Source organism: Candidatus Poriferisodalis sp. (assembly GCF_965205175.1).
In the GTDB taxonomy this organism is placed as follows: domain Bacteria; phylum Actinomycetota; class Acidimicrobiia; order Acidimicrobiales; family Poriferisodalaceae; genus Poriferisodalis.
Genome location: NZ_OZ242038.1, coordinates 2,646,168 through 2,669,652 on the forward strand (window position 1 = coordinate 2,646,168; position 23,485 = coordinate 2,669,652).

Below are 23,485 nucleotides of genomic sequence, written 5' to 3' on the forward strand. Positions count from 1 at the left end.
AGCAGCGCCGCCGCTAGGCGCGCGGGTGCGCCGACTCGTAGACCTGTCGCAGACGCTCTTTGCTGACCCGTGTGTAGATCTGGGTGGTCGCGAGCCGCTGATGGCCGAGCAACTCCTGCACCACGCGCAGATCGGCGCCGCCGTCGAGCAGGTGCGTCGCGTAGGTGTGCCGCAATGCATGAGGATGCGTCGGTGCGGGAGAGCGTCGATCGATGATTCTTCGCACGTCGCGTGGCCCGAGGCGATTGCCGCGTCGGTTCACCAGCAGCGCTGCATGGTCCCGTTCGGTCGGTCCGCTCAGCTGGCGCGCATCGAACTCGTCGCTGCCGCCGGCCTGCCACGCGCCGAGCAATGCCATCGACGGCTCGCTGAGCGGCACCCGGCGCTGCTTGGCGCCTTTGCCGATCACCGTGACGTGCGCATCTGGCGGCGCAGCAGCGCCGCGATCGAGTCCGCAGAGCTCGGCGACCCGCAGGCCGCTGCCGTACAGCAACTCGAGCACGAGGCGGTCTCGCAGCTCGACCGGATCGTCGGGCACCGTGCCGTCGCCCAGCAGCTGGGTCACCTCGGCCGCGCTGAGCACGCGTGGCAGGCGTCCTTGGCCGGTCGGCGCGACGAGCCCCAGCGCCGGATCCGTCTCGTTGACGCCCTGCTGGACCAACCATCCGAAGTAACGCCGGAGCACGGATGCCTTGCGAGCCACCGAACGTCGCGCGAGGCCGCGAACCGACAAGAATGCGATGTAGCGTCGCAGACAGCGTCTGTCGATGTCGCCGGGCGAGTCGAGCCCTGCCCGAGCGGCCCACTCGGCCAGCTGGCACAGATCGCAGCGGTAGGCGCGCCTGGTGGCATCCGAGGCTGCGGTGAGCGACGTCACGAACTCGGGTACTCGCCACGACGGCGGCGCATCGGCCACTGACACCACGGTACCGAGCGGCATCGGCTGCATTCCACCCGACGCCACAACCCCTCGGAGCGCTCATCGGGTCTTCTCCCACCATCCGCCCGTCTCGCAGACCCAGCCCTGCAGCTGCAGTCGGGCCAGCGACGAGGTCAGCGCGGCGAGCGAGGCTTTCAGCGCCAAGGCCAGCTCGTCGACCGAACGCGGTCCGCTCACCAACTCGTCCAAGATGCTGCGGAGCAGCGGGTCGTCTGTCACGTGGTGGTCGACGGTCGTTGTGCACCCGGCAGCAGCGATGTCGCCTGCGGCAGCGGTCATGGCACCTGCGGCACGAGGACCTGCCGCAGTCGCCGTGCCGCCCAGCGCAACCAAGACATCGCTGACGCCGCACGCCGGTGCGCAGCCCTCGACGATGAGCCGATTCGTGCCGGCCGACGCAGCGCTGGTGATCGGGCCCGGCACGGCCATCACGAGCCGATCCCGTTCGGCCGCAGCGTCGACCGTGTACATCGACCCACCGGTCGGGCCTGACTCGACCACGACCAACACCTCGCACAGTGCCGCCACGATGCGATTGCGCGCGGGGAAACGCCATGGTGCGGCCGGCGTGCCGAGCGGGTACTCGCTGAGCAGCGAACCCGCTGCGGCCACATCGGTCCACAGCGTCCGGTTGGCCGACGGGTACACGCAGTCCAGCCCGCTGCCGACGACGCCGATGACCGGGCCGCCTGCGTCGAGTGCTGCGCGCTGCGCTATGCCGTCAATGCCGGTCGCCAGTCCCGACACCACCGCGACACCCTCCTCGGCGAGTCCTGCGCCGAGGAGCTTGGCCACCGTGCGCCCATAGGCGCTGCATCGCCGTGTACCCACGATGCCGACGCACCGCGGTCGTGCGTCAATCCGCTCGCCGCGGCCGAACAGCAGCACGGGCGGCTCAGGGTCTGCGTCCCACAGCCCGTCGGCGTCGGTGCAGGCGGGCCGATGCAACCAGATGCCCGCTTGTTCGTGGGCCCTGAGCCTGTCTTCCCCGACCGGCTGGTTGGTCGTCTCAGCTCGCCGCAGCGCAGAACCGAGACGGTCTCGCCAAGCTGCGACCAGCGATGCACTCACGCCGCGGCAGGCGTTCAGCGCTTCGAGGAGGGGCGCGCGAGCTGAGCACAGGTCCTCCACGGCGCTGACTGCCGTTCGGCCGTCGAGCACGACTCGGAGTCGGGCCGGCCCGATGTGCGGCAACGAGCACCATTCGATCAGCGCTGCGAGCTCTGCGCGCTCGTCGGCATGCTGAGCGGCATGCTGGTCGGCGAGTCCGTTCATGCGCTCGTCGCCGGGGCGTGCAGGGCACGAACGGTGGCTCGAAGCGCAAGGGCTTCGTGCAGCCGCTGCGCGTCGATCACGTCCTGGCCGCCGTCGAGATCGCACAGCGTCAAGGCGACGCAGCGCACGCGATGGAGCCCGCGACCGCTCAGCAGGCCGTTTCGCAAGCGCACGCGCAGTTCCCGCCGGGCTTCTGCGGTGATCGGTGCGTGGAGGTCGAGCTGATCGGGTGCCAGCTCGGCATTCGTCGCCACCCCACGATCAGCGGCCTTGGCGCGGGCCGCAGCCACCCGCTCTGCGACCGGCGCTGTGGATTCGCCGCGCGTGCCGCCGAGCAACTGGTCCGGGTCGGGGCGCTGAACTTGTACCCGCAGGTCGAATCTGTCCAGCAGCGGACCCGACAGCCGGCGCAGATACCGCTGACGAACGTTGTCGGAACAGCGACAGGCGTCGGGCCGTCCGGCATGACCGCACGGACATGGATTCATGGCTGCAACCAGCAAGAACCTGGCCGGAAACGTGCATGCCCCCGCCGCCCGGCTCACCCGCACCACTCCCTCCTCGAGCGGCTGGCGCATGGCATCGAGCACGCTCGGCGCGAACTCGCCTAGCTCGTCGAGGAACAGCACGCCTCGATGTGCGAGGGAGATCTCGCCGGGGCGAATGGCCGCCGTGCCGCCGCCGATCAGCGCCGCAACGGTGGCAGTGTGATGCGGGCTGCGGAACGCCGGGCGTGTCTCCAGTCCCCTCGGCAGCGGCAAGCCGGCAGCCGACTGCACTCGCGTCGCCTCCAGCGCGGAGCGTCGGGCGAGTTCGGGCAACAGTCCCGCCAGACGGCGCGCCAGCATCGTCTTGCCCGCCCCCTGGCGGGCCCAGCATCAGCAGGTGGTGGCCGCCGGCGGCAGCGACCTCGACCGCGCGGCGGGCGAGCGGCTGCCCGACGACATCACCGAGATCCGGCAGCGCGGGTGCTGGCGGCTGCGGCGGAGCAGGTGGTGCTGTGGGCCACCCGGCGCGGCCGGCGAGCACCGACGCGAGCTCGCCAAGCGTCGCCACGGCGTGAACCGCTCGTGGATCAGTCGCCAACGCGACATGGTAGGCATCGGTTGCCACCACCACGTCACGGTCACGAAGCGCGTCGGCAAGCGGCAGGATGCCGGCGGTGATCCTCACGGTGCCGTCGAGGCCGAGCTCGCCCAAGAACGCCTTGTCGCGCAACGACTCGATCGGCACCTGCTCGGTCACTGCGAGCACGGCCACCGCCATGGCAAGGTCCAGCACGGCGCCGCCCTTGCGCAGTCCCGACGGCGCCAGATTGACGGTGACGCGGTTGTCGGGCCACTTCAAGCCCGATGACAGCACCGCAGCTCGCACGCGATCGCGTGCCTCACGGCACGCCGCGTCGGGCAGCCCGACGATCGTGAACGACGGCAGACCGTTCGAGGTGTGCACTTCGACGGTGACGACGTGGCCGTCGACGCCGACGAGCGTCGCGGCCGTTGCAGTGGCCAGCATGGGCCTCCTCCCGCGGTTCGCGCCGGAGAAGTCCTTGCGAGGAACGGTCCGGCGGTGGCGAGGAGGCCCGCTCGGGGCCACGATCAGATGCGGTCGGCCACATCGGTCAGCGGCGCGGCACCGAGGTGGCGATGACCGCTGCACTGGCGAACGTGGCGCTCAAGCTAGACGGCTGCGCGACGGCGCCGACAGGAGTTTTCGCCGGACCGGCGCCGGGCTGCGAGCGCATGACTCCAGCGCTCTTGCGATCCGGCGATACTGCACCGATGGGCTATGACCCGTATCGCAACCGCCGCACGACCCAGCTCGACTACTGGCTGGTGGCTGCCGCCGCGTTCGTGGCGGCGGGTCTCGTCATATGGGCCCTGCTGGGCTGACCAACACACCGCACGAAACAGCCCCACAGGCGCGACGCCACGAGGGCGGCGCCGCCGAGAAAGCCTGGCTAGAACGCGCTGCAGCGCACCCTGACACCGTCACGCGCCACGGAGGCCGCGTCGAAGCGCAACGATCCCTTCCAACCGCCACGCCAGCGGACGTAGTGCGCGGCGAGACGACGAACCTGCTGCTGCTTGCGGGAGGTGATCGCCTCGAAGCCGGTGCCATAGCGATCGCTGGACCGTGTCTTGACCTCGCAGAACACCAACTGCGAGCCGTCTGACACCACGAGGTCCAGTTCTCCCAGCGAACATCGCCAGTTGCGTTCCAGGACGCGGTAGCCGCGCTCTGCGTACCAGCGCTCGACCAAGTCCTCGCCGTGCTTGCCGAGTGCCTGACGCCGATCGGTCACGCGCGTTCGGCCCTCGGGAGCGACCGACGGCGTGACCCTAGAAGCGCTTCTCGCGGATGCGTGCTGCCTTGCCGACCCGATCGCGCAGGTAGTACAGCTTCGCCCGGCGCACGTCTCCGACCGCGATGCGCTCGATCTTCGCAATGGTAGGCGCATGCAGCGGAAACGTCCGCTCGACTCCCACCCCGAAGCTGAGCTTGCGAACGGTGAACGTCGCGCTGATGCCCGACGAATGCCGTGCGATTACGTAGCCCTCGAAGACCTGGGTGCGCTGCCGGTTGCCTTCCACGACGCGTACATGCACGCGCACCGTGTCGCCGGGGCCGAAGTCGGGATGATCGTCCCGAAGACGGGCCTGTTCGACGACATCAGTGCTGCTCATGGCGGTCCGGCTCCGGTGATCGGCGTGACGAGTTCGGCAGGCTAGCGGTCGGCTCGTCGAGTTCGAGGCCGAACTCGGCGAGCAGCGCTCGATCAGCGTCGCTCACGCCTCGTGCCGCCAGGAGGTCCGGGCGCTGCGAGGCGGTGCGAACCAGCGCCATCGCCTGACGCCAGCGACTGACTCGACCGTGGTCGCCGCTGCGCAAGACCGCAGGCGCTTCGAGTCCGCGGAACGATGCCGGACGGGTCCATTGGGGATGGCCGAGCAGCCCCGCCGTGAAGCTCTCGCCGGAGGTCGATTCCGCGTTGCCGAGCACGCCGGGGACGAGCCTGCTGACAGCTTCCACGATGACCATCGCCGCGAATTCGCCGCCGGCCAGCACCACGTCGCCGATCGAGACCGAATCATCGACCAGCTCGGTTCGGATGCGCTCGTCGACACCTTCGTAGCGACCGCACAGCAGGCTGAAACCGCCCGAAGTCGCCAAGTCGGCAGCCATCGCGTGATCAAATCGCCTGCCGCCAGGATCGAGCAGCAGCAGCGGCCGCGGCGGCGCGACCGCTTCCACAGCGGCGAAGACCGGCTCGGGCATCAGGATCATGCCCGGACCTCCTCCGAAGGGAGCATCGTCGATCGTGCGATGCGCGTCGGTGGTCGCCAACCGCAAGTCCCAGCAGCAGATGTCGAGCACACCGCGGTGACGGGCTCGTCCGAGAATGCTCAGCTCGCACATCGCGTCGAGCTCTGCCGGAAACACGGAGAAGAGGCCGATGCGCAACAGCGCACTAGTCCTGCTCGCTCGGGGCCTGCCCGCTCGGGGCCTGTTCGCTCCGGGCCGGCCCAGTGGCGCTCTCGGCGTGCCGGCCGTGCTAGCCGAGCTCGAAGAGGCCATCGGGCACCTCGACATGGACGGCGCCGGGCTCACAGTCCACGACGAATGTCAGCGGCACGAGGTGTCCGGTGTCGAGTTCGAGCAGGTCAGCAGCGGGATTCGCCACCACACTCACGACCTCGCCCGCTCGGAATCCGTGCTGATCGACGACCGAACTCCCGCAGAGCTCGTGTACCCACAGTTCGTCGCGATCGTCCAACGGCTCGGCAAACAAGGTCGTACCCGTCAGCGCAACAGCAGCATCACGGTCGCAGATGCCCTCGAAAGCAATGAGCCACCGAGCGCCATCGCAGCGGGCCCCCACGATTGCCCGCTCCCCGCCGGCGGTCATGAGTCTCGAGCCGACGTCGAATCGCTCAAGCCGGTTGGTGATCGGATGCACCACCACTTCGCCGCGCACACCGTGCGCGCGTCCGACGGTGGCGATCTCCAGCAGGCCGGACGGGCGGCGGGGATCAGTCCCGGAAGTCGACTTCGACCTGGAGGCCATCGCGATGGGCTGCTGCGCGCACCAGCGTTCGGATGGCGTTGGCGACGCGGCCTCGCTTGCCGATCACTCGGCCGATGTCGTCGGAGCTCACCGTTGCGTTCAGGCTCAGCTTCGAGCCCGACTCCGCGATCTCGACTTCCACCTGGTCGGGATGCTCGACCAGCTGGGCGATGAGATACAGCAGCACTTCCTCAGCGGTGGTGGTCTCGCTGTGGTTGTCGGCAGGACCGTCGGTCACAGGACGCCTCCAGTGTCCGGTGCCGGCCCAGATCCAGGTGCGGGTGATCCGTGGGCCGTGGGCTCAGGCGCGTCGAGTACCAGATCAGGAGGCGCCGACGCCGGCTCGTCCGCTGCTGGTGTCGCGACCTCGGTGCCGGCGTCGACCGATTCCGGCGCGCGCAGGGAGCGGAACTCCTCCCATGCTCCCGAGATCGTCAGGAGCTTGGAGACGGTGTCGCTGGGCTGGGCACCGTGGCTCAGCCAGTGGACTGCACGCTCATTGACCATCGAGATCGCCGATGGCGACCGTCGAGGGTCGTAGGTGCCGATGACCTCCAGCACGCGGCCGTCGCGGGGTTTGCGACCGTCGACAGCGACGACCCGATACGTGGGCTGCTTCTTCTTGCCCGTGCGTTTGAGGCGAAGACGAACGGCCATGGTGCTCCCGTTGAGGCAAGTGAGTTGAAGGACCCCGTGAGCTGGAGACTCCGAGGGATCGTCGGGCCTGCGAGCGGGGCTCGACACGCTGCATGAGGCACGAGCCGCGTGAGCGCTGGAGTCTAGCGGCACACCGCCTCGCAACCGCCCGAGGGTCCCGAGGATTCAGCGCGCCGGGTTCGGCACGGCGAGTTCAGCGGCCAGGCAGCTTCAGGTCCAGTGCTTCCCAGTCGATCATGTCGCCGTCGCGCACAGCGGCGATCGTGCTCGGCGATGCTGCCTGCCGCGAGCCAACCCGCGTCCCGCCTGTGCGGGTGCCTCGCCCAGAGCGGGGCGCGCCCTTTCCTCGCTTGCGGGCAGTCCTGCTGGAGGGCCTTCGTTTCGAACCCATGCCCAACATGCCACCCATCATCTTGCGCATCTGCGTGAACTGCTTGAGCAGGTTGCCGACCTGCGCCGATGAGGTGCCGCTGCCGGCGGCAATTCGAGCCCGGCGCGACGCGTCGATGATCTCCGGCGACACACGCTCAGCCGGGGTCATGGACAGCACGATGGCCTCGGCGGTGGTGATGCGGTCGTCGTCGATCTCGGCGTTGCGGACCTGCTCGGAGATGCCCGGCATCATCGACACGATGCTGCGGAGGTTGCCCATCTTGCGCAGCTGACGAAGCTGGTCCACGAAGTCATCGAGTGTGAAGGTGCCTTCGGCGAGACGCTGCGCTGCTTCCTCAGCTTCTTGCTGCTCGAAGACCTGCTCTGCCTTCTCGATGAGCGTCATCACATCGCCCATGCCGAGAATCCGGCTCGCCATGCGGTCCGGATGGAACTGCTCGAAATCGTCGATCTTCTCGCCCACCGAGGCGAAAGCCACCGGACGTCCTACGACTTCGGCCACAGACAGCGCGGCGCCTCCGCGCGCATCGCCGTCGAGCTTGGTCAGGATGATCCCGTCCACTTCGAGCGTCGCATGGAACGCCTCTGAGGTTGCGACTGCGTCTTGTCCGACCATCGAGTCGACAACGAGGAACGTGTAGTGGGGTTCGACGGCATCGGAGATGCGGGCCACCTCAGACATGAGCTCCGCATCGATGGCCAGGCGGCCGGCAGTGTCCACGATCAGCACGTCGCGGCCCGCTTGCCGGGCGCGGTCGAGGCCGCCGGCCGCGCAGGCCACAGGATCGCCCGGTTCGCTCCACACCTCTACATCGATGCTGCGAGCGAGCAGGCGCAGTTGCTCCACCGCTGCGGGACGCTGCAGGTCAGCACCGACCAGCATCGGGTTGCGACCTTGAGATTTGCACCACTGCGCCAACTTGGCCGCAGCAGTCGTCTTTCCGGCGCCTTGGAGTCCGGCGAGCAGCACGACGGTGGGCGGCTTCGGCGCGAACTGGACGCTCAGCGGGCTGCCGCCGAGAATGTCGATGAGTTCCTCGTTGACGATCTTGGTGACCTGCTGGCCAGGCGTGAGGCTTGCGGCGACCTCGCCGGCCGTGCTCCGCTGTCGGACACGCTCCACGAAGCGGCGTGCCACCCCGACATGGACATCGGCCTCGAGCAGGGCCAACCGGATCTCGGCCAATGCCTCGTCGATGTCGGCAGTCCGCATCCGCGCCCGGCCGCGCAAGCTGCGCAAGGTGCCCGACAAGCGCTCCGTCAGCGAGTCGAACATCGTTCAGTCCTGCACCATCAGGGCTTCTCGGCCGGCCCGGGTTATGCCGTCATGGGCTGTGCCGTCCTTGGTTGCAACGTCCTGGGGTGTGCAGGAGTCTTGCGCACCGGTGCCGAGCAGTGCTTCGATGTAGCGGTCGGGGTCGAAGTCGACGAGGTCGTCGGCACCCTCGCCGAGTCCCACCAGCTTCACCGGCAGGCCCAGCTCGGCCTCGATGGCGAAGACGATCCCGCCCTTGGCCGAACCGTCCAGCTTGGTGAGCGCGACGCCGGTGACATCGGTGGCTTCAGCGAACGCGCGCGCCTGGCTCAAGCCGTTCTGACCGGTGGTGGCGTCGATGACGAGCAGCGTCTCGACGACCGCCCCGGGCGCCCGGTCGGCGACCCGGCGGACCTTGGCCAGTTCGTCCATCAGGTTCTTGCGGTTCTGCAGCCTGCCTGCGGTGTCTGCCAGCACCACATCGGCGTTGCGGGCCGCCGCGGCGCTGACGGCGTCATGCACGACCGAGCTGGGATCAGCGCCGTCGCTGCCGGAGATCACCTCTGCACCGCATCGATCGGCCCACTTCTGCAGCTGCGATGCTGCAGCGGCACGGAACGTGTCGCCCGCGGCCATGACGACGCGCCGGCCTTGGGCGGCCAGGCGGGCGCCCACCTTGCCGATGGTGGTGGTCTTGCCGACACCGTTGACCCCCACGAACAGCCACACGGGCATGACGCGCTCCGGTGTCGGCGAGTCCAAGCGCAGCGAGCGATCCGCGACGAGGGTCCGGCGCATCTGGTCGGCCAGCGCCTGGGTCAGCTGGTCTGCATCGACGATGTCGGTCTCCGCAGCGGTCTGCCGCAGGCGGTCCAGCGTGGCCATCGTCGTGGCGACGCCGACATCGGCGCCGAGCAAGGCCTCCTCCAGCAGCTCCCATGTCGTCGAATCGGCTTGGCGCCGCTGGATCGACGCCAGCCGATCGCGCAGCCTGCGACGCGCCGCGGCCAGTCCAGACGCGAACATGGCTTCACGCGGCAGCGGTTTCGCTTCGGCGGACGCAACACGATCCACTGCCGGCTCGTCGGCGTGCGGCGGCGCCGTGCCGGAGCAGTCCGCGTCATGTGGCGAACTCGCCCGGCCGCCCGTCGGCGCCGGCGATGTCGGCCGACGGCGGCGCTGCACTGCTCGCTGAATGAACGGAAGCGCACCGAGCAGCACCGTGACGGCGACCATGACGAGGATGAGCGTTGCCGTGCTACTCACGGACGAGCAGGCTACCGAGGAGCGGTTGCGGCCTCTGCCGGCCGCTCCGACACGACCACGCTGGTGCCGCCGGGGGGCATGGACACGCCATAGAGGACATCAGCCGCTTCCATGGTGCGGCGTTGATGGCTCACGATGATCAGCTGCGATTCGCGCCGGAACTCTGCGACGAGCCGCAAGAAGCGCTGCAGGTTGACGTCGTCCAGAGCTGCTTCGACTTCATCGAGCACGTAGAAGGGCGACGGCCGGCTGCGGAAGACGGCAAACAGATAGGCCAGCGCGACCAGCGAGCGCTCGCCGCCCGACAGCAGCGACAGGCGCCCGATGCGCTTGCCCGCCGGTCGGACGTCGAGTTCGACGCCGCAGGTCAAGGGCTCGTGGGGATCGGTGAGCGACAACGTGCCGGTGCCGCCAGGGAACAGCGTCTCGAACAGCTCGGCAAAGTTCCGGGCAACATCGTCGAACGCCAGCGTGAAGCTCGCGATGATCTCTTGGTCGATGGCGCGGATTACTTGGTTCAGCTCTCGGCGACTGCTTCGTACGTCAGCAAGCTGGCCGGCGACGAAATCGAATCGTTCCGAAGCGGCCTCGAATTCCGACAGGGCCAGCGGATTCACGGGGCCGAGACGCCGCAGGTCAGCGCGCAGTGAGGCTTCATGCGCCGCTGCAGTGATGCCGTGCGGCAGCAATGGCGGCGGTGCCGCGAGGGCTGTTGCGGGATCCGCAGCGAGCTCGGTGCGCAGCAGCGAGATCACGCTGTCTCGTCCGCCGGCTCGTTGTGCATCGGCAATGTCGAGCGCAGTCAGCTTCGTGCGCAGATGCTCTTGGTGGGCCTCCGCAGCCTCGCGTTCTCGACGGAGCGCATGGAGGCGCTCGGTCAGCCGGCGAACCAGCTCGGTGCGGCTCTCGTGACGTGCGCGAAGCTGCCGCTCCTGGGCTTCGAGGCGCTTCCGACACTGCGAGAGCAGCTGCGCGAGGCGTTCGAGGCCCGACACGACGGCATCGATTCGATCCAGCCGAGCCGATGCGTCAGCGCGAGCGCTCTCATGACGCTCGAGCCGTTGAGACACCGCCCTGAGCCGTTCGTCGAGCACCGATCTGCGCCGGCGCGCAGCAGCAGCGCGGTCCTGCGACGCTTGCGCCTCGGCAGCCTGTTGTGCGTCTGCGGCCTCCATTCGACGTCGCAGCGTCTCGGCGCTGCGCTGTGCCTGCGCGCAGGCGTCGAGGGCGGCGCGGTGCGCTTGGTTCGCCGAGGCCCACGCTGTGCCGGCTTGCCGATCGAGCAGCGTCAGTTCGTCGATGCGGGTGCGCGCTTGGGCCAGCACGGCGGCGGCCGCGGCGGTTCCGGCGGTGCCGATCCGCCAGCGCCGAGGCCCGAATCGGTCGCCGCTCGCGGTGACGAACACCGATGCACGATCCGCGAGCGCGCAGTCATACGCGCTGGTCCAGTTTCCTCGAACGCAGATGGCTGCGCCGACCACTGCGTCGAGCAATCTCTCGAGTCGGTCCCGGCACCACTGCGGTGCATCGGTGGCAACCTGCAGATGGGTTCGCACGAAGTCTCCCCGCGCATCAGCGTGCAGCAGCGACTCGCCGGTCCCATCGTTCTGGCAACCGGCCGGCGGCAGCTTCTCGAGCGAGATCACGGCGCCGCACATGTCGGCATCGGCAAGCAGCGCCAATGCTGCGGCTGCAGTTCGGTCGTCACGCACCACCACCGCAGACAACGCTCCGTCGGCGGCCGCCTCGGCGGCCGCTTCCCAGCCGTGGTCGATGGTCACCAGTTCACCGAGTACGCCTCCCACACCCGCCAAGTCCCCCAGCGCGGCGGCGCCCGTGTCGCTGCGTGCGGCGGCGACAGCCGAAGACAACGCTTCGAATCTTCCGATCCAGTGCTGCAGCTCCTCTGACGCGCCGCGCCGATGCTCGTCGGACTCGGCCAGCGCCGCAGCGGCAGCGCGCAGGCGGGCTTCGGCCTCGGCGCGTGCTGTCTCGGCTGCCTGCACGGCAGTCCACTGCACCTGCGGGTGGCCGGTATCGCCCGAGTCCACCGCGTCGCCCATTGCCCCGGTCGACGGCGTCTGCTGCGGCGCAGTTTCCAGCTCGGCCAGCTCGGCGGTGACGCGCTCGTGCTCGTCGGTCAGCGTCGCCATGACATCGGCGTCGAGCATGGCGTTGCGCTCTCGTTCAACGGAACGCACCCGCTCATAGGTCAGGCCGATCAGGCCGCGTGCGCGTTCCGACATCGACGCCACGCGCGGCAGGCGATCGTCTGGTCCTGCGGTGAGTTGGGCCAGCTGCGACTGCGCATCGTCGATTGCGCCGTCGATCTCTGCCATCGACGCTGCACCGGACTCGCGCTGCGCCGCCAGCTCGCCTCGCTGGGCATCGCATTCCGCCTGCGCCTGCTGAAGCTCTGCCAGCTCACGTCCGGCGTTGTACAGCTGGATCTGTGCGAGCTCCGCGCCGAGCTCTCGGTGCCGGCGGGCAGCGGCAGCCTGCCGTTCGAGCGGCCGCAGCTGACGTCGCAGCTCCCGCTGCAGGTCAACGAGGCGCGTGACGTTCGCCTCGGTGCGCTCGAGCCGCCGCTGCGCTCGCTCCTTGCGGCGCCGGAACTTCAACACGCCGGCGGCTTCCTCGATCAGCGCGCGCCGGTCCTCGGGGTGAGCGGCGAGGACCTGCTCGATCTGGCCTTGTGCCACGATGATGTGCTGCTGACGCCCGACGCCTGCGTCGTTGAGGAGTTCCTGCAGGTCGAGCAGTCGCCACGGCGTCCCGTTGAGCGCATACTCCGATTCTCCCGAGCGGAACAGCGTGCGGGTGATCGCGACCTCGGCTGTAGGAGCGGGCAGGGCCTGCGACTCGTTGTCGATGACCAACGTGACCTGAGCTCTGCCCAAGGCGCTGCGGCGATCTGTTCCCGCGAAGACCACGTCGTCCATCCGTTGACCACGCAGCACGCGCGGGCTCTGCGCGCCGAGCACCCAAGCAATGGCGTCCACGACGTTCGATTTTCCGCTGCCGTTGGGGCCTACCACCACCGTGACGCCCGGCTCGAAGGTCAGCGTGGCGCTGTCGGCAAACGACTTGAAGCCCGACAAGGTGAGGGAACGGAGGAACACGACAGCTCGCGACGCTCAGGCGGACGCTTACACTTGGTAGTCGCAGTAGTGGTGCGTCATGTCTCCGATCACGGTCGTCAGGACGTTGCCCCTGCCATTGCGGCAGCGCTCGCCTGCACGCCCGAAGACCTCCAGGTAGGGATCGAAGCCCCCGGACTTGCCGAAGATGTCGAGATGGCCTCCGGTTCCGGCGCCGCGGTACTTGATGGAGTTGTGAACCGTCTCGACGATGGCGCGGTAGAGCCGACGGACTTCCTGAGTGTTCAGCCTGCTGGCGACGCGAGCATGGGAGAGCCGTGCCGCATGCAGCACCTCGTCGGAGTACATCGGTCCGAGCCCCACAACGAAGCTCTGGTCCAACAGCAGTTCGCGGATGGTCTCAGAGCGTCCACGCAGCATCAGGGCGAAGTCAGTCCACGGCATCGGCATGTCGACCGGATCGAAGCCGAGGTCGGCTTGGCCCGGGAACAGCTTGAAGTAGCGCTTCCTCGCGAACACGCGCAGTATCGCTTCGGCACCAGTGTCAACTAGGCGCAGCTGTCCGCCCTTGGTGAAGGTCAAGACCACTTTCGTGCCGGGTTCATGAGGTGTTCTGGAGGTTGCTCGTCGAAACGAGCCGGTGGCGCCCAGACGCGCCACCATGATCTTCTCGGGTCCGAGGTCGAAGAGCAGCAGCGTGCCCTCGCGAGACACCGACTCGATCTTGCTGCCTTCGAGCAGATCGGCGAACTGCTGCTTCGACCGCATCGCGGGCAGCGTTTTCTTGGTCCCGGGAACCTCGACGGTCTTGATCCGGCGGCTGGCGATCTCCTTTTCCAGATCGCGTCGCGCAATTTCGATCTCGGGCAGTTCAGCCATGGACTCGCTCCTCAGGAGATACGGATTCGTCGGCCGCAGTTGCGTCAGCGCCGTCGTGCAGCAGTCGCAGAACAGCGGCCTGCGCCGCGCGACGCTCGGCGCTGCGCTTGGTGGCGCCCTCTCCACGGCCCCAGACCGTCGTGGCGACGCGCGCCGCGGCGACGAAGCGAGGTCGGTGCGCAGGCCCAGATGTCGACACGTCATAGGCAGGTTCGGTGCCGAACTGGCGAAACACGAGTTCTTGAAGGCGGTTCTTGGCCTCGCGTGCACCCGGTTCGCCTGCTGCGGTGGCGAGGCGTGCGCCCAGCAGGCGATCGGCCGCTTCGCGTGCTGCACCCAGGCCGCCGTCCAAGAAGATCGCGCCCAACACTGCTTCGAGCGCGTCGGCCAAGATCGACTCCTTGTCGGCACCACCAGTTGCAGACTCGCCCTTGCCGAGCATCAGCACACGTCCGAGCCCGCAGCTTCGAGCGGCTTGGGCCAGCGCGCCGGCGTTCACCACCGCCGCACGGACTGCACTGAGATCACCGGGGCCCAGATCAGGCCAGCGGGCCATCGCAAGCTCGCACATGCACAGGCCGAGCACAGCATCGCCGAGGAACTCCAGACGCTCATTGGAGACCACCCGCTCGTCGTCTGGCCGTTCAGCGTTGCGCTCATTGCACCAGCTGCGATGCGAAAGCGCCTCGGTCAGGAGTCCGGTGTCTGCGAAGCGATAGCCGACCCGCTCGGAGAAGCCATCGTGCTCAGCGAGTTCGGCACCAGCAACTGCCACCTCAGCCGACACGCTCCATCACATAGTCGATGGCATCTCGAACAGTCTTGAGGTCTTCGAGATCCTCGTCTTCGATGCGAAAGCCCACCGTGCGGTCCGCCAGCTCCTCCTCGAGCGCCTCGACCAGCTCAATCAAGGCGAGCGAGTCTGCACCGAGATCGTCCACGAACGACGACGACTCTGCGACCTGTGACGGCTCCAGTTCCAGTATGTCGGAGAGCTGGTTGCGAATGAGCTCGACGACCTCGTCTCGCTCAGGAGGATTCTGGCGAACATGGGTCTCGGCGGGCATGGCCACTCCTGCCTCGAGGCTTCCTAGCATCCCGGCAGCGGCGCATCGGGGCATCGTTGCGAAACGTCCGTGCAGCAGATGAGCCCGCAGCTTATCGGCGGCCCGCAGCGGACGGCGTGAGGCTCATCGCCTCCAAGGCACCCAACAAGTCGTCCTCGACCATGCGATGCGCGACCCTGATCGCACTGGTCACCGCTCGCGGGCTCGAGGCGCCGTGCGCAATGACACAGACTCCTCTGACGCCCAGCAGCATGGCGCCGCCGACATTGTCGGGGCTCATCTCGTCGGCCAGTGGGGCAAGGATGCGAAGCGCCTGCTCACCGGCAGCCCCGCCGCCGGCGAGGCGTTCGAGAATGAGGCGCACGAAGTACGAGGCCGTGCCCTCCAGCGATTTCAGCACCACATTGCCCGTGAAGCCGTCGGTCACCACGACGTCGACCGGGCCGTCGAGAACGTCAGACCCTTCCACGTTGCCGTAGAAGTCGAGGTCGTCGTCGGCTGCGAGCAGCTGGTGCGTCTGCTTGACGAGCTGACTGCCCTTTTCGGACTCCTCGCCAATCGACAGCAGACCGACTCGCGGAGCTGCCACGCCGAATCGGATGCGGCTGTAGGCAGAGCCGAGGCGAGCGAACTGGTGCAGCCACTGAGCATTGCAGTCGGCCATGGCGCCGGAGTCGAGCAGGACGCGAGCGATGCGACCGGCGGCGCCGGGTACAGGAAATGCAGCCGCTATGGCCGGACGGGCAACGCCGGGAAGTCGTTTCAGCCTCAGCAGCGCCGCCGTGGCGACGGCACCGGTGTTGCCCGCGCTGACCACCGCCGACGCCTCGCCGTCGCGCACGGCGTTCACCGCACGGCAGATCGAGGAGTCCTTCTTCGTCCGCACCGCGCGGCTGGGCTCCTCGGACATCTCGATGACCTCGGACGCCTCAAAGACGTCCAGCGACTCGCCGCCGGCGGCGACGATCGCCTCGCGGCGGCCCACGAGCACAACCTCGAGGCCCTCTCTTGCGGCCTCGAGCGCGCCGCTCACGACAGCTTGCGGAGCGTCATCGCCGCCCATTGCATCGACGGCGACCGGCAGCGTCATCAGCGTGCGTGCCGCCTCAGGCGATGTCGAGCGCCTGGCGTCCGCCGTACCAGCCGCATTGCCCGCAGACGCGGTGCGGCAGCTTTGCTGCAGCGCAGCGTGGGCACAAGCTGCGTGGTGCCTCGCGGAGGCGCCACGACGCAGCCCTTCGCGAACGCGTCTTGCTCTTGGATGTCTTCCTTTTGGGGACTGCCACTGCTGGTCTCCTCGAGCGCAGCGTGCAGTTTAGCCATGGCGCGGGCGCGCGAGGGCGCTCTCGCTGGATGACCAAGCGTCGGGCTCTTCATGGTGGCGGTTGGCCGCCAAGCCGGTCCCGCAGAGCCTCGAGGGCCTCCCAACGCGGATCCGCAGGCTCGGCCGCGTCGTCGGACGACGGCTCGTCGCTCGCCGTCGCGAGCTCGCCGGGTTGATTCGGGCACGGTTCGGGATGCGGGCAGCGAATCGCCTCGATCGGCAACGCCAGCAGGACGGACTCTCGCACCATGGGAGCGAGGTCCGCGTACTCGGAACCCAGCGCGTACTGCTCGCCTTCGCGCGGTGTGGCAGTGAAGGTCTCTCGCACCGCCACGCGCAGGTCGCCGTCGAGCGGCAGCCAGCAGCGTGCGCACGGACCTTGCCAGCTCGCGGTGATCTGACCCGCGACCCGCAGACCGCCGCTGATGAGTTCGAGCCTCAATGCCACGCCGACATGGCTGTCGAGCGGCACTTCGACGTCCGCGATTCGCAGTTCCGCCGAGTCGGCTGCGCTCGCGTCTTGAGCCTCCGCCAGCGCAGCGGCCGGCACCGTTGCAGACCACTCGAAACACTGACCAGGCGCGACACGTCTCAACGGCACACGCAGCGATGGCCGTGGTGTCTTGGGTTGACTGCCGCCGGGTTGACGGCTGATGTGTGGACTGCCGATACCGCTCATGGTCGCTCACAGGCCGCGAGAGCCCAACCTCGCCATTCGGTTCAGCGCCGTGACTTCGGGCGCACTGGACTCAAGTGCAACAGACTCAGGTGCGATCTTGGTCGAAGACCACCGGACGGGTGTCGGCGCCGCGGGCGGCAGGCCCATCCGCGGGAGCGCCTTCTGCTTCGGTGCCGGGGCGCTCGGGCGGGACGCTCGGGGCAACGGGGGCCGCAGAGCGCTTGGCCAGTTTGCGGCGCGCCGCTTGTACCGCAGTCTGGAGCTGGTCGACTGCACTCTCGAACTGTGCCAGCTGCCGTTCGCAGTACTCGTCCACCTCGTGACGACGACGCCGGGTTTGGATCAGGGCGTCGTCGAGCAATTGGCGTGCCCTTCGCTCCGCCGTGCGCACGACTTCGGTCCGCTGAACCATCTGGGCGACACGGCTGCGTGCCTCGTCGATAACCAGATTGGCATCCACGCGCGCACGGGCCAGCACCTCGTCGCGCTCGCGCAGGAGCCAACGTGCCTGGCGCGTTTCGTCGGGCACCGCTGCCAGCGCCGACTCGAGCAAGGTCATCACCTCGTCGCGGTTGATCATCACCGATGTGGACAACGGCATCGGCCGCGCAGCGTCGATGATGTCCATCGCTTCGCGAATGAACTGTTCGGCCGTCACCGACGCCGAACGCGCTACGAGCGTTCCTGAGGGGCGAACCTGGGGCGGCATCGGCGCGGCCTGGCTGTGCGCATCTTGGGCACGCGAGCCGGGCGCAAGCACCCCGGGGCCATGCGGAGCCGTGCCGAATGGCGAATGCGCCGCCGGCACCGTGACGGTGCTCTCGGTCATGCTCATGTGTTCCCCTTGTGCGCAGTGCGTTGGTGTGCGGCGTGACGGCCCAGCCGTGCGGCTACTGGAGGCGGGACGAGATGCGAGCAGTCGCCGCCGAAACTGGTGATCTCTCGGATGAAGTTCGATGCAACGAAGAGATGTTCGGTACGAGGAGGGACAAAGACCGTCTCGACGCCGCTGACCGAGTAGTTCATGTGCGCCATGCGCAGCTCGGACTCGAAGTCGCTCTGGCTGCGAAGGCCCTTGACGATGACCTCGACACCGAGCCGTTGAGCGAGGTCGATGACCAGTTCGCCGAACTGCACCACCGAGACGTTGCCCAGGTGGCTGGTCGATTCGGCGATCATGGCGACGCGCTCGTCGTCGGAAAAGAACGGCGCCGCCTTGGACGGATTCCGCATCACCGCCACGGTGATCGAATCGAACAGCCGTGACGACGCGACAATCACATCGAGATGCCCATTGTGCAGGGGATCGAATGAACCCGGATACATTGCCGTGACCACCGAGAACAGCTCCTCCGGGTCGGTTTGTCTCAGGTGAGCCGACCGTACAGCGCGGCGAGAGCGAAACGGGGGACCCTCAAAGGCCAGTCAATCCAGATCTGCGAGTCAACTGTGCCTATCGAACTCGGCACATCAACCCGGCCTGTCGAACCCGGCCAGTCGTGGCCGAGTCGGTTCACGGTCAACGGATCAGCCTGGGATTTCGGTGTCGGGCACCACGACGTCCCATCGATCAGCGCAGTCGACACATCGATAGGCGACGACGTCTCCCGGCCCGAAGCCCCAGTCCGGCTCGGGCACGCTCAGCAAGCGGCATCGGCCGCCGCAGTCCACGCACAGAATCTCTTCAGGCACCGTTTCGTCAGGCACCGTTTCTTCAGGCATCGCTGCATGGCCTGCCTTGCCGCCCGGCAGGTCTACCGGAGCAGTGCAATGATGCGCGGAGACGGACGTCTTCACCGTGTCGCATGCTCCTAGCTTGATGCCATGCGCGTCGTCGGCGGGACACTGGGCGGCCGCCGCCTCACGGTGGCCGGAAGCGACGCTGTGCGGCCGACATCCGAACGCGCCCGCGAGGCCATCTTCAACATGCTGGCCAGCCTCGACATGCCACGCGGCGCCCGTGTGCTCGACCTGTTCAGCGGCTCTGGAGCACTCGGCATCGAAGCGCTCTCGCGTCATGCAGCGCACGCCACCTTCGTGGACTCCGACGCCGGCGCGTGCCGCACAGTCACGGCAAACTTGACGGCTCTCGGCATCGCTGAGCGCGGCTCGGTGGTGCGAGCCGATGTCCTGAGCCACGTGCTCGCGCATGATGATCCGGTCGACGTGGCGTTCGCCGATCCGCCCTACCGATTCGATCGTTGGCGCGATGTCCTCGGTGGCGTCAACGCCGAGATGCTGGTGTGTGAGTCGGATCGCGCAATCGAGCCCGAGGTCGACGGCAGCTGGCGAACACACCGAGTACGCCGCTACGGCACGCCGGTCATCACGTTGCTGGTACGTACGCAGCTGACACGCACGTAACGCGTACTCGGCGAGTGCGTGGTGTCCGAGACAGCTGACACGGGGTGCAGACTCAAGACGCGGGCACTCGGCGCGGCGCGGCCTGCCGAGGCAACCGTCAGCTGCGCTGCAAGAAGTCGGGGTCGCGGCGGACGGCGAGCCAGGCGATTTCGTCGGCCAATGCCGGATGCGCATCAAGGTCCCCATCGGCTGCGACCAACTCAACGGCCGCGTTGCGAGCCGCCTGCACCCAGGTGCCGTCGCGCGCCAGCGATGCCAGCTTCAAGTCGCTGCGCCCCGATTGTCGTTCGTCGAACAAGGTGCCCTCGCCGCGCAGCTCGAGATCGCGTTCGGCCAGTTCGAACCCGTCGTTGGTCTGCGACAGTGCCGTCAGCCGCTGCGCGGCGGTCGGGGTCGGATCGTCGTCGCTGACCAGGAAGCACATCGATGCGTGGCTGCTTCGGCCGACGCGGCCGCGCAGCTGGTGCAGCTGTGCAATCCCGAAGCGGTCAGCAGACAGCACGACCATGACGGTGGCGTTCGGCACGTCGACACCGACCTCGACCACGGTCGTGGCAACGAGAACGTCCAGCTGGGCGGCACGAAATCGCGCCATCGCGCGCTCCTTGTCGGCTGAGGGCATGCGGCCGTGCAGCAGTCCGACTCGGCAGCCGGCGAGCACACCGGCGGCGAGTTCGGCGTACTGCTGTTCCGCGGCGTTCACCTCGAGGCGCTCGCTCTCGGTGATCAACGGGCACACCACGTACGCCTGGCGGCCGGACTCGACCTCGGCGCGCACTTGGGACCACATAGATGCCGCAGCCAAAGGACCCTGTACCCAATGTGTCGCAATGGGCGTGCGGCCCGGCGGCAGCTCGTCGAGCACGGAAATGTCCAAATCGCCGTACACCGTCATGGCTGCGGTGCGAGGTATGGGCGTTGCCGTCATCACCAGCAAGTGAGGGATGCGGCGGTCCTCGCGACCGTGCTCACGCAGTTGGGCGCGCTGTGACACGCCGAACCGATGCTGTTCGTCGACGACCACGACACTGAGCGACGAGAAGCGCACCGATTCCTCCAGCAGGGCGTGAGTGCCTACGACGATGTCCGCGTGCCCCGCAGCGATCTCTGCCAGCACCGCTGGGCGCTGTGCCGCCGAACGCGAGCGGCTGAGCACACACAGGCGCAATGGCCTCGTGCCGCCGAGTCGTGCGTCGTCGGGGACGACGAGGCCGTCGAGCAGTTCCCGCAAGGAGATGAGGTGCTGTTCGGCGAGCACTTCGGTGGGCGCCATGAGCGCTCCCTGATGACCGTTGCGCACCGCAATCAGCAGCGCGTGCAGCGCCACGAGGGTCTTGCCTGAGCCGACATCGCCTTGCAGCAGCCGGTGCATCGGCCGCGTCGAGCGGAGATCGGCGTCGATGTCGGCCATCACGCGTCGCTGCGCATCAGTCAGCGAGTAGGGAAGGCTGCGATGGAAGATCTCGATGAGACCGCCGGTCGGCTCGTGTTCGATGCCGAGTTCGTGGGACTCGCGTGCCAGGCGCTGACACCGCAGCATCAGCTGGACCCGCAAGAGTTCGTCGAACACCAGCCGGTCACGCGCTGCGGCCTTGTCGGACCACGACCGCGGATCATGAATGTCGGCCAATGCTGTCGCGCGGTCGACGAGATGCAGCCGAAGCCGCAGCCAGTCCGGCACGGGATCGGCGATGCCCCTGGCCGCACAACGCCGACGCGCTTCGGCGACCCAGTTCGCGACATCCCACGTGGCGACGCCGGCCGTCTCCGACTGCGGGTAGACGGGCACGATCTTGCCGGTGCGATCGCCGAGAACGTCCACCACGGGATTCGTCATCTGCTTGCGTCCGCGGTAGTGCTCCACCTTGCCGAAGACCGTCACCCAGCGGCCTTCGCAGAGCTGGCGTTCCCGCCACGCCTGATTGAAGAAGACGACGCTCATCACGCCGGTGGCGTCGCCGATGTCGACACGCACCAGCCGACGGCCGCCGCCCAGGCGTCGACTCGACACCGCCAGCACCTCGGCGGCGATCGTGATGTCGGATCCGACAACCGCATCGCGTATCGGCGCTTGGGCCGTCCGGTCGATGTAGCGCCGCGGATAGTAGGTGAGCAGGTCGAACACGGACTCGATGCCGAGCGCCTTCAAGGACTCGCATCGATGCGGTCCGACCCCACGCAGACGCGCCACGTCGATCGAGTCGAGATCCCGCAGCGTCAGAGGATCAGCCGGCGCTGTGCTCGGCGCGCCCGCTGCCGACACGTTCGAGTTCTGGGCCGTCGGCGGCGGACTCATTCGACGCCGACGAGATACCGATAGTGGTCCTGGCCGCCGACGTGGCGCTCAAGCGCGACATCAGGCCAGTGCTGCGACAGCCACGACTCGATGCCCGCGGTCTCGCTCGGCTGGGCGCCCGCCCCTTCGATCAAGCTGACGATCTCGTGCTCGGGTGCCAGCAGATGCTCAAGCAGCCCAATGGCAGCGTCAGCCGCCTGCTCGCCCGCAGCGACGATGCCGGAACCGTCGAGACCGATCCACTGCCCGGCTGCGACATGGCCGATCGACGCCGTCACCGAGCGGACCGCTCTGGTCACCTCGCCCGCCGCGACGGCGCTCGCTGCTTCGGCCATCAGCACCGCATTTCGCCCCGCCTCGACCGACGGGTCGTATCCGACCAACGCTGCGAGGCCCGCGGGCAGCGACTCGGTGGCCACGACCTCCACATGCTTCGCGGTCTGTGCATCGGCCTGCCGCGCCGCTGCGACGATGTTGGCGTTGTTCGGCAGCACGACCACTTCGGTTGCCGGCGCGGCCTCGACGGCTGCGAGCAACTCCGCCGTCGACGGGTTCATGGTCTGGCCCCCGGTGACGATCTGCTGAGCGCCCAGCGACGTGAAGAGCTCGTCGAGACCCGGCGCCGGCGAGACCGCCACCACCGCACAGCGCACCTGTGGCCGGTCCAAAAGCGTCGCGTCGGGGCCGGTTGTGTCGATGCCGGTCCCCTGGAGTCCGGCAACCTGCTCGTGCAGATCGGTGATCTGGATGCGGTGCGGTCGTCCCGCATCGATGCCGGCCTCGATGACCGGACCGATGTGGTCGGTGTGAATGTGGCAGTTCCACAGTCCGTCGCCGCCCACCATCACCATCGAGTCGCCGAGCGCGTCCCAAGCAGCCTTGAACGGTTCGATGTTCTCCTCAGCCGCCGCGAGCAGGAACATGACCTCATAGCGCGTGCTGGACGGGTCGTGCATCCCGTGATCACCGCCGTCGGGGAGGTGACGATGCAGCGCTGCGCGCTGCGCAGACGCCGCATCGGGCGCATCGCTCGTCAGGCGCCATCCGGCAGCTCCCGCGGCAATCGCCGCGGCCACATCCGTCGGCAGATCGACTTCGGACGGCAGCGGTCGCCCGTCGACCACGCACAGCAGGGCGTCGAGGAACAACAGATAGCCCGCGGCGCCCGCATCCACGACTCCGGCTTCCGCCAGCACCGGCAGCTGCATCGGAGTGGCTTCCAGCGCCTGCTGACCGGCCGCTTTGGCGCTCTCGAGCACGGCGACCAGCCCATCGGCATCGCCGCTGCGGCCGTCAGCGGCCAGCGTGTCCAACTTGCGCTGAGCCGCCTGTGCCGACACCCGCGCCACGCTCAAGATCGTGCCCTCCACCGGCCTCATGACGGCGCTGTCAGCGGCCGCACTGGCTGCCGCTAGGCCACTGGCCACCGATGCTGCGGTGATCGGTGGTTCGACCGCGCCAAGATCGTCACCAGGTGCCACAGCGGAAGCGAAGCCCCGCAGGAGCTGACTCACAATCACCCCGCTGTTGCCCCGCGCTCCCATCAGCGCGCCGTGGGAGATGGCGTGGCAGACCTCAGCTCTGCAGGCGCCGGACTGCGGCAGTGCATCGCTCACCGCCGCAAGCGTCATAGCCATGTTGGTTCCCGTGTCGCCGTCGGGCACTGGGTAGACGTTGAGCCGGTCGATGGTGGTCCGGTGCTGGCCCAGCGCCGCGCCGTAGGTGCGCATGACTGCGCTCAGCGCATCAGAGTCCAGCGTCGCTCGCGGCCGTGGCCAAGGGGCATCGTCCACGGGGCCGGCTCGGTAGCTGCTGGAACCTGCACGGGAGAACGGGCACTCCATGGTCACCTCTCGCTTCCCCGCAGTCGCCGGCCGCACTCGCTCATGGCCGATGGCCGCCCCGAGCACGACCTGTTCG

At 68.2% G+C, this 23,485-nt stretch carries 25 protein-coding genes and 1 pseudogene; 2 read left to right on the forward strand and 24 right to left on the reverse strand.

Translation table 11 applies throughout. The features are described from left to right. Positions 1-13: 13 nt before the first annotated feature. From ACOGI4_RS11355 to ACOGI4_RS11370, 4 genes and pseudogenes are all read right to left on the reverse strand, one after another. Positions 14-940 carry a tyrosine-type recombinase/integrase gene (locus tag ACOGI4_RS11355; protein ID WP_419841777.1) on the reverse strand — a complete coding sequence of 309 codons (927 nt, stop codon included), beginning with the start codon at positions 938-940 and terminating at the stop codon, positions 14-16. 39 nt (positions 941-979) lie between these two features. After that, positions 980-2,215 carry a DNA-processing protein DprA gene (locus ACOGI4_RS11360; RefSeq protein WP_419841778.1) on the reverse strand — a complete coding sequence of 412 codons (1,236 nt, stop codon included), beginning with the start codon at positions 2,213-2,215 and terminating at the stop codon, positions 980-982. Further along, the gene (locus ACOGI4_RS11365) at positions 2,212-3,063 is read right to left on the reverse strand and encodes an ATP-binding protein (protein WP_419841779.1); all 852 of its coding nucleotides are present in this window, start codon (positions 3,061-3,063) and stop codon (positions 2,212-2,214) included. Before ACOGI4_RS11365 ends, ACOGI4_RS11360 begins: the two co-directional genes overlap by 4 nt. 52 nt (positions 3,064-3,115) lie before the next feature. Continuing rightward, positions 3,116-3,730: pseudogene (locus tag ACOGI4_RS11370) on the reverse strand (magnesium chelatase domain-containing protein); the annotation flags it as partial. A 131-nt stretch (positions 3,731-3,861) separates the two neighbouring features. Between ACOGI4_RS11370 and ACOGI4_RS11375 the strand changes: the two are divergent. Continuing rightward, complete coding sequence (locus tag ACOGI4_RS11375) at positions 3,862-4,107, forward strand: hypothetical protein (RefSeq protein ID WP_419841780.1); 246 nt, start codon at positions 3,862-3,864, stop codon at positions 4,105-4,107. A 68-nt stretch (positions 4,108-4,175) separates the two neighbouring features. On the opposite strand, the gene ACOGI4_RS11380 is transcribed toward ACOGI4_RS11375, so the two are convergent. From ACOGI4_RS11380 to ACOGI4_RS11465, 18 genes are all read right to left on the reverse strand, one after another. Beyond that, complete coding sequence (locus ACOGI4_RS11380) at positions 4,176-4,520, reverse strand: YraN family protein (protein WP_419841781.1); 345 nt, start codon at positions 4,518-4,520, stop codon at positions 4,176-4,178. A 37-nt stretch (positions 4,521-4,557) separates the two neighbouring features. Beyond that, positions 4,558-4,902 carry a 50S ribosomal protein L19 gene (gene rplS, locus ACOGI4_RS11385; protein ID WP_419841782.1) on the reverse strand — a complete coding sequence of 115 codons (345 nt, stop codon included), beginning with the start codon at positions 4,900-4,902 and terminating at the stop codon, positions 4,558-4,560. Next, positions 4,889-5,680 carry a tRNA (guanosine(37)-N1)-methyltransferase TrmD gene (gene trmD, locus ACOGI4_RS11390; protein ID WP_419841783.1) on the reverse strand — a complete coding sequence of 264 codons (792 nt, stop codon included), beginning with the start codon at positions 5,678-5,680 and terminating at the stop codon, positions 4,889-4,891. The genes rplS and trmD overlap by 14 nt, the downstream gene beginning before the upstream one ends. Before the next feature lie 91 nt (positions 5,681-5,771). Further along, positions 5,772-6,284, reverse strand: coding sequence for a ribosome maturation factor RimM (gene rimM, locus ACOGI4_RS11395; protein WP_419841784.1), 513 nt, complete (start codon positions 6,282-6,284; stop codon positions 5,772-5,774). Then, positions 6,250-6,522: a KH domain-containing protein gene (locus ACOGI4_RS11400; RefSeq protein WP_419841785.1), complete on the reverse strand. Its 273-nt coding sequence runs from the start codon at positions 6,520-6,522 to the stop codon at positions 6,250-6,252. The genes rimM and ACOGI4_RS11400 overlap by 35 nt, the downstream gene beginning before the upstream one ends. Then, complete coding sequence (gene rpsP, locus ACOGI4_RS11405; RefSeq protein ID WP_419841786.1) at positions 6,519-6,941, reverse strand: 30S ribosomal protein S16; 423 nt, start codon at positions 6,939-6,941, stop codon at positions 6,519-6,521. Before rpsP ends, ACOGI4_RS11400 begins: the two co-directional genes overlap by 4 nt. A gap of 193 nt (positions 6,942-7,134) precedes the next feature. After that, positions 7,135-8,610 carry a signal recognition particle protein gene (ffh, locus tag ACOGI4_RS11410; protein ID WP_419841787.1) on the reverse strand — a complete coding sequence of 492 codons (1,476 nt, stop codon included), beginning with the start codon at positions 8,608-8,610 and terminating at the stop codon, positions 7,135-7,137. Between the two features lie 3 nt (positions 8,611-8,613). Further along, positions 8,614-9,855, reverse strand: coding sequence for a signal recognition particle-docking protein FtsY (gene ftsY, locus ACOGI4_RS11415; RefSeq protein ID WP_419841788.1), 1,242 nt, complete (start codon positions 9,853-9,855; stop codon positions 8,614-8,616). 11 nt (positions 9,856-9,866) lie between these two features. Further along, entirely contained in the window at positions 9,867-12,977 is a 3,111-nt protein-coding gene (locus tag ACOGI4_RS11420; RefSeq protein ID WP_419841789.1) for a chromosome segregation SMC family protein, read from the reverse strand. 27 nt (positions 12,978-13,004) lie between these two features. Beyond that, positions 13,005-13,835: a DNA-formamidopyrimidine glycosylase family protein gene (locus ACOGI4_RS11425; RefSeq protein WP_419841790.1), complete on the reverse strand. Its 831-nt coding sequence runs from the start codon at positions 13,833-13,835 to the stop codon at positions 13,005-13,007. Continuing rightward, positions 13,828-14,622, reverse strand: a complete 795-nt coding sequence (gene rnc, locus ACOGI4_RS11430) for a ribonuclease III (RefSeq protein ID WP_419841791.1) — start codon at positions 14,620-14,622, stop codon at positions 13,828-13,830. The genes ACOGI4_RS11425 and rnc overlap by 8 nt, the downstream gene beginning before the upstream one ends. Next, the gene (locus ACOGI4_RS11435; protein ID WP_419841792.1) at positions 14,612-14,902 is read right to left on the reverse strand and encodes a phosphopantetheine-binding protein; all 291 of its coding nucleotides are present in this window, start codon (positions 14,900-14,902) and stop codon (positions 14,612-14,614) included. Before ACOGI4_RS11435 ends, rnc begins: the two co-directional genes overlap by 11 nt. 91 nt (positions 14,903-14,993) lie before the next feature. Next, positions 14,994-15,992: a phosphate acyltransferase PlsX gene (gene plsX / locus ACOGI4_RS11440; RefSeq protein WP_419841793.1), complete on the reverse strand. Its 999-nt coding sequence runs from the start codon at positions 15,990-15,992 to the stop codon at positions 14,994-14,996. A gap of 16 nt (positions 15,993-16,008) precedes the next feature. Next, a complete protein-coding gene (gene rpmF, locus ACOGI4_RS11445) occupies positions 16,009-16,188 on the reverse strand; it encodes a 50S ribosomal protein L32 (protein WP_419841794.1) in 180 nt (59 codons plus the stop codon). An 87-nt stretch (positions 16,189-16,275) separates the two neighbouring features. Then, positions 16,276-16,776, reverse strand: a complete 501-nt coding sequence (locus ACOGI4_RS11450) for a YceD family protein (RefSeq protein WP_419841795.1) — start codon at positions 16,774-16,776, stop codon at positions 16,276-16,278. 214 nt (positions 16,777-16,990) lie between these two features. Next, on the reverse strand, positions 16,991-17,740 hold the full coding sequence (locus tag ACOGI4_RS11455) for a hypothetical protein (RefSeq protein WP_419841796.1): 750 nt from the start codon (positions 17,738-17,740) through the stop codon (positions 16,991-16,993). Continuing rightward, positions 17,737-18,231: a pantetheine-phosphate adenylyltransferase gene (gene coaD, locus ACOGI4_RS11460; protein WP_419843139.1), complete on the reverse strand. Its 495-nt coding sequence runs from the start codon at positions 18,229-18,231 to the stop codon at positions 17,737-17,739. The genes ACOGI4_RS11455 and coaD overlap by 4 nt, the downstream gene beginning before the upstream one ends. 201 nt (positions 18,232-18,432) lie before the next feature. Then, positions 18,433-18,627: a hypothetical protein gene (locus ACOGI4_RS11465; protein ID WP_419841797.1), complete on the reverse strand. Its 195-nt coding sequence runs from the start codon at positions 18,625-18,627 to the stop codon at positions 18,433-18,435. A 102-nt stretch (positions 18,628-18,729) separates the two neighbouring features. On the opposite strand from ACOGI4_RS11465, the gene rsmD reads away from it, so the two are divergent. After that, on the forward strand, positions 18,730-19,269 hold the full coding sequence (rsmD, locus tag ACOGI4_RS11470; protein WP_419841798.1) for a 16S rRNA (guanine(966)-N(2))-methyltransferase RsmD: 540 nt from the start codon (positions 18,730-18,732) through the stop codon (positions 19,267-19,269). Between the two features lie 97 nt (positions 19,270-19,366). On the opposite strand, the gene recG is transcribed toward rsmD, so the two are convergent. After that, a complete protein-coding gene (gene recG / locus ACOGI4_RS11475; RefSeq protein ID WP_419841799.1) occupies positions 19,367-21,565 on the reverse strand; it encodes an ATP-dependent DNA helicase RecG in 2,199 nt (732 codons plus the stop codon). Beyond that, positions 21,562-23,409: a DAK2 domain-containing protein gene (locus tag ACOGI4_RS11480; RefSeq protein ID WP_419843140.1), complete on the reverse strand. Its 1,848-nt coding sequence runs from the start codon at positions 23,407-23,409 to the stop codon at positions 21,562-21,564. Before ACOGI4_RS11480 ends, recG begins: the two co-directional genes overlap by 4 nt. Positions 23,410-23,485 lie beyond the last annotated feature (76 nt).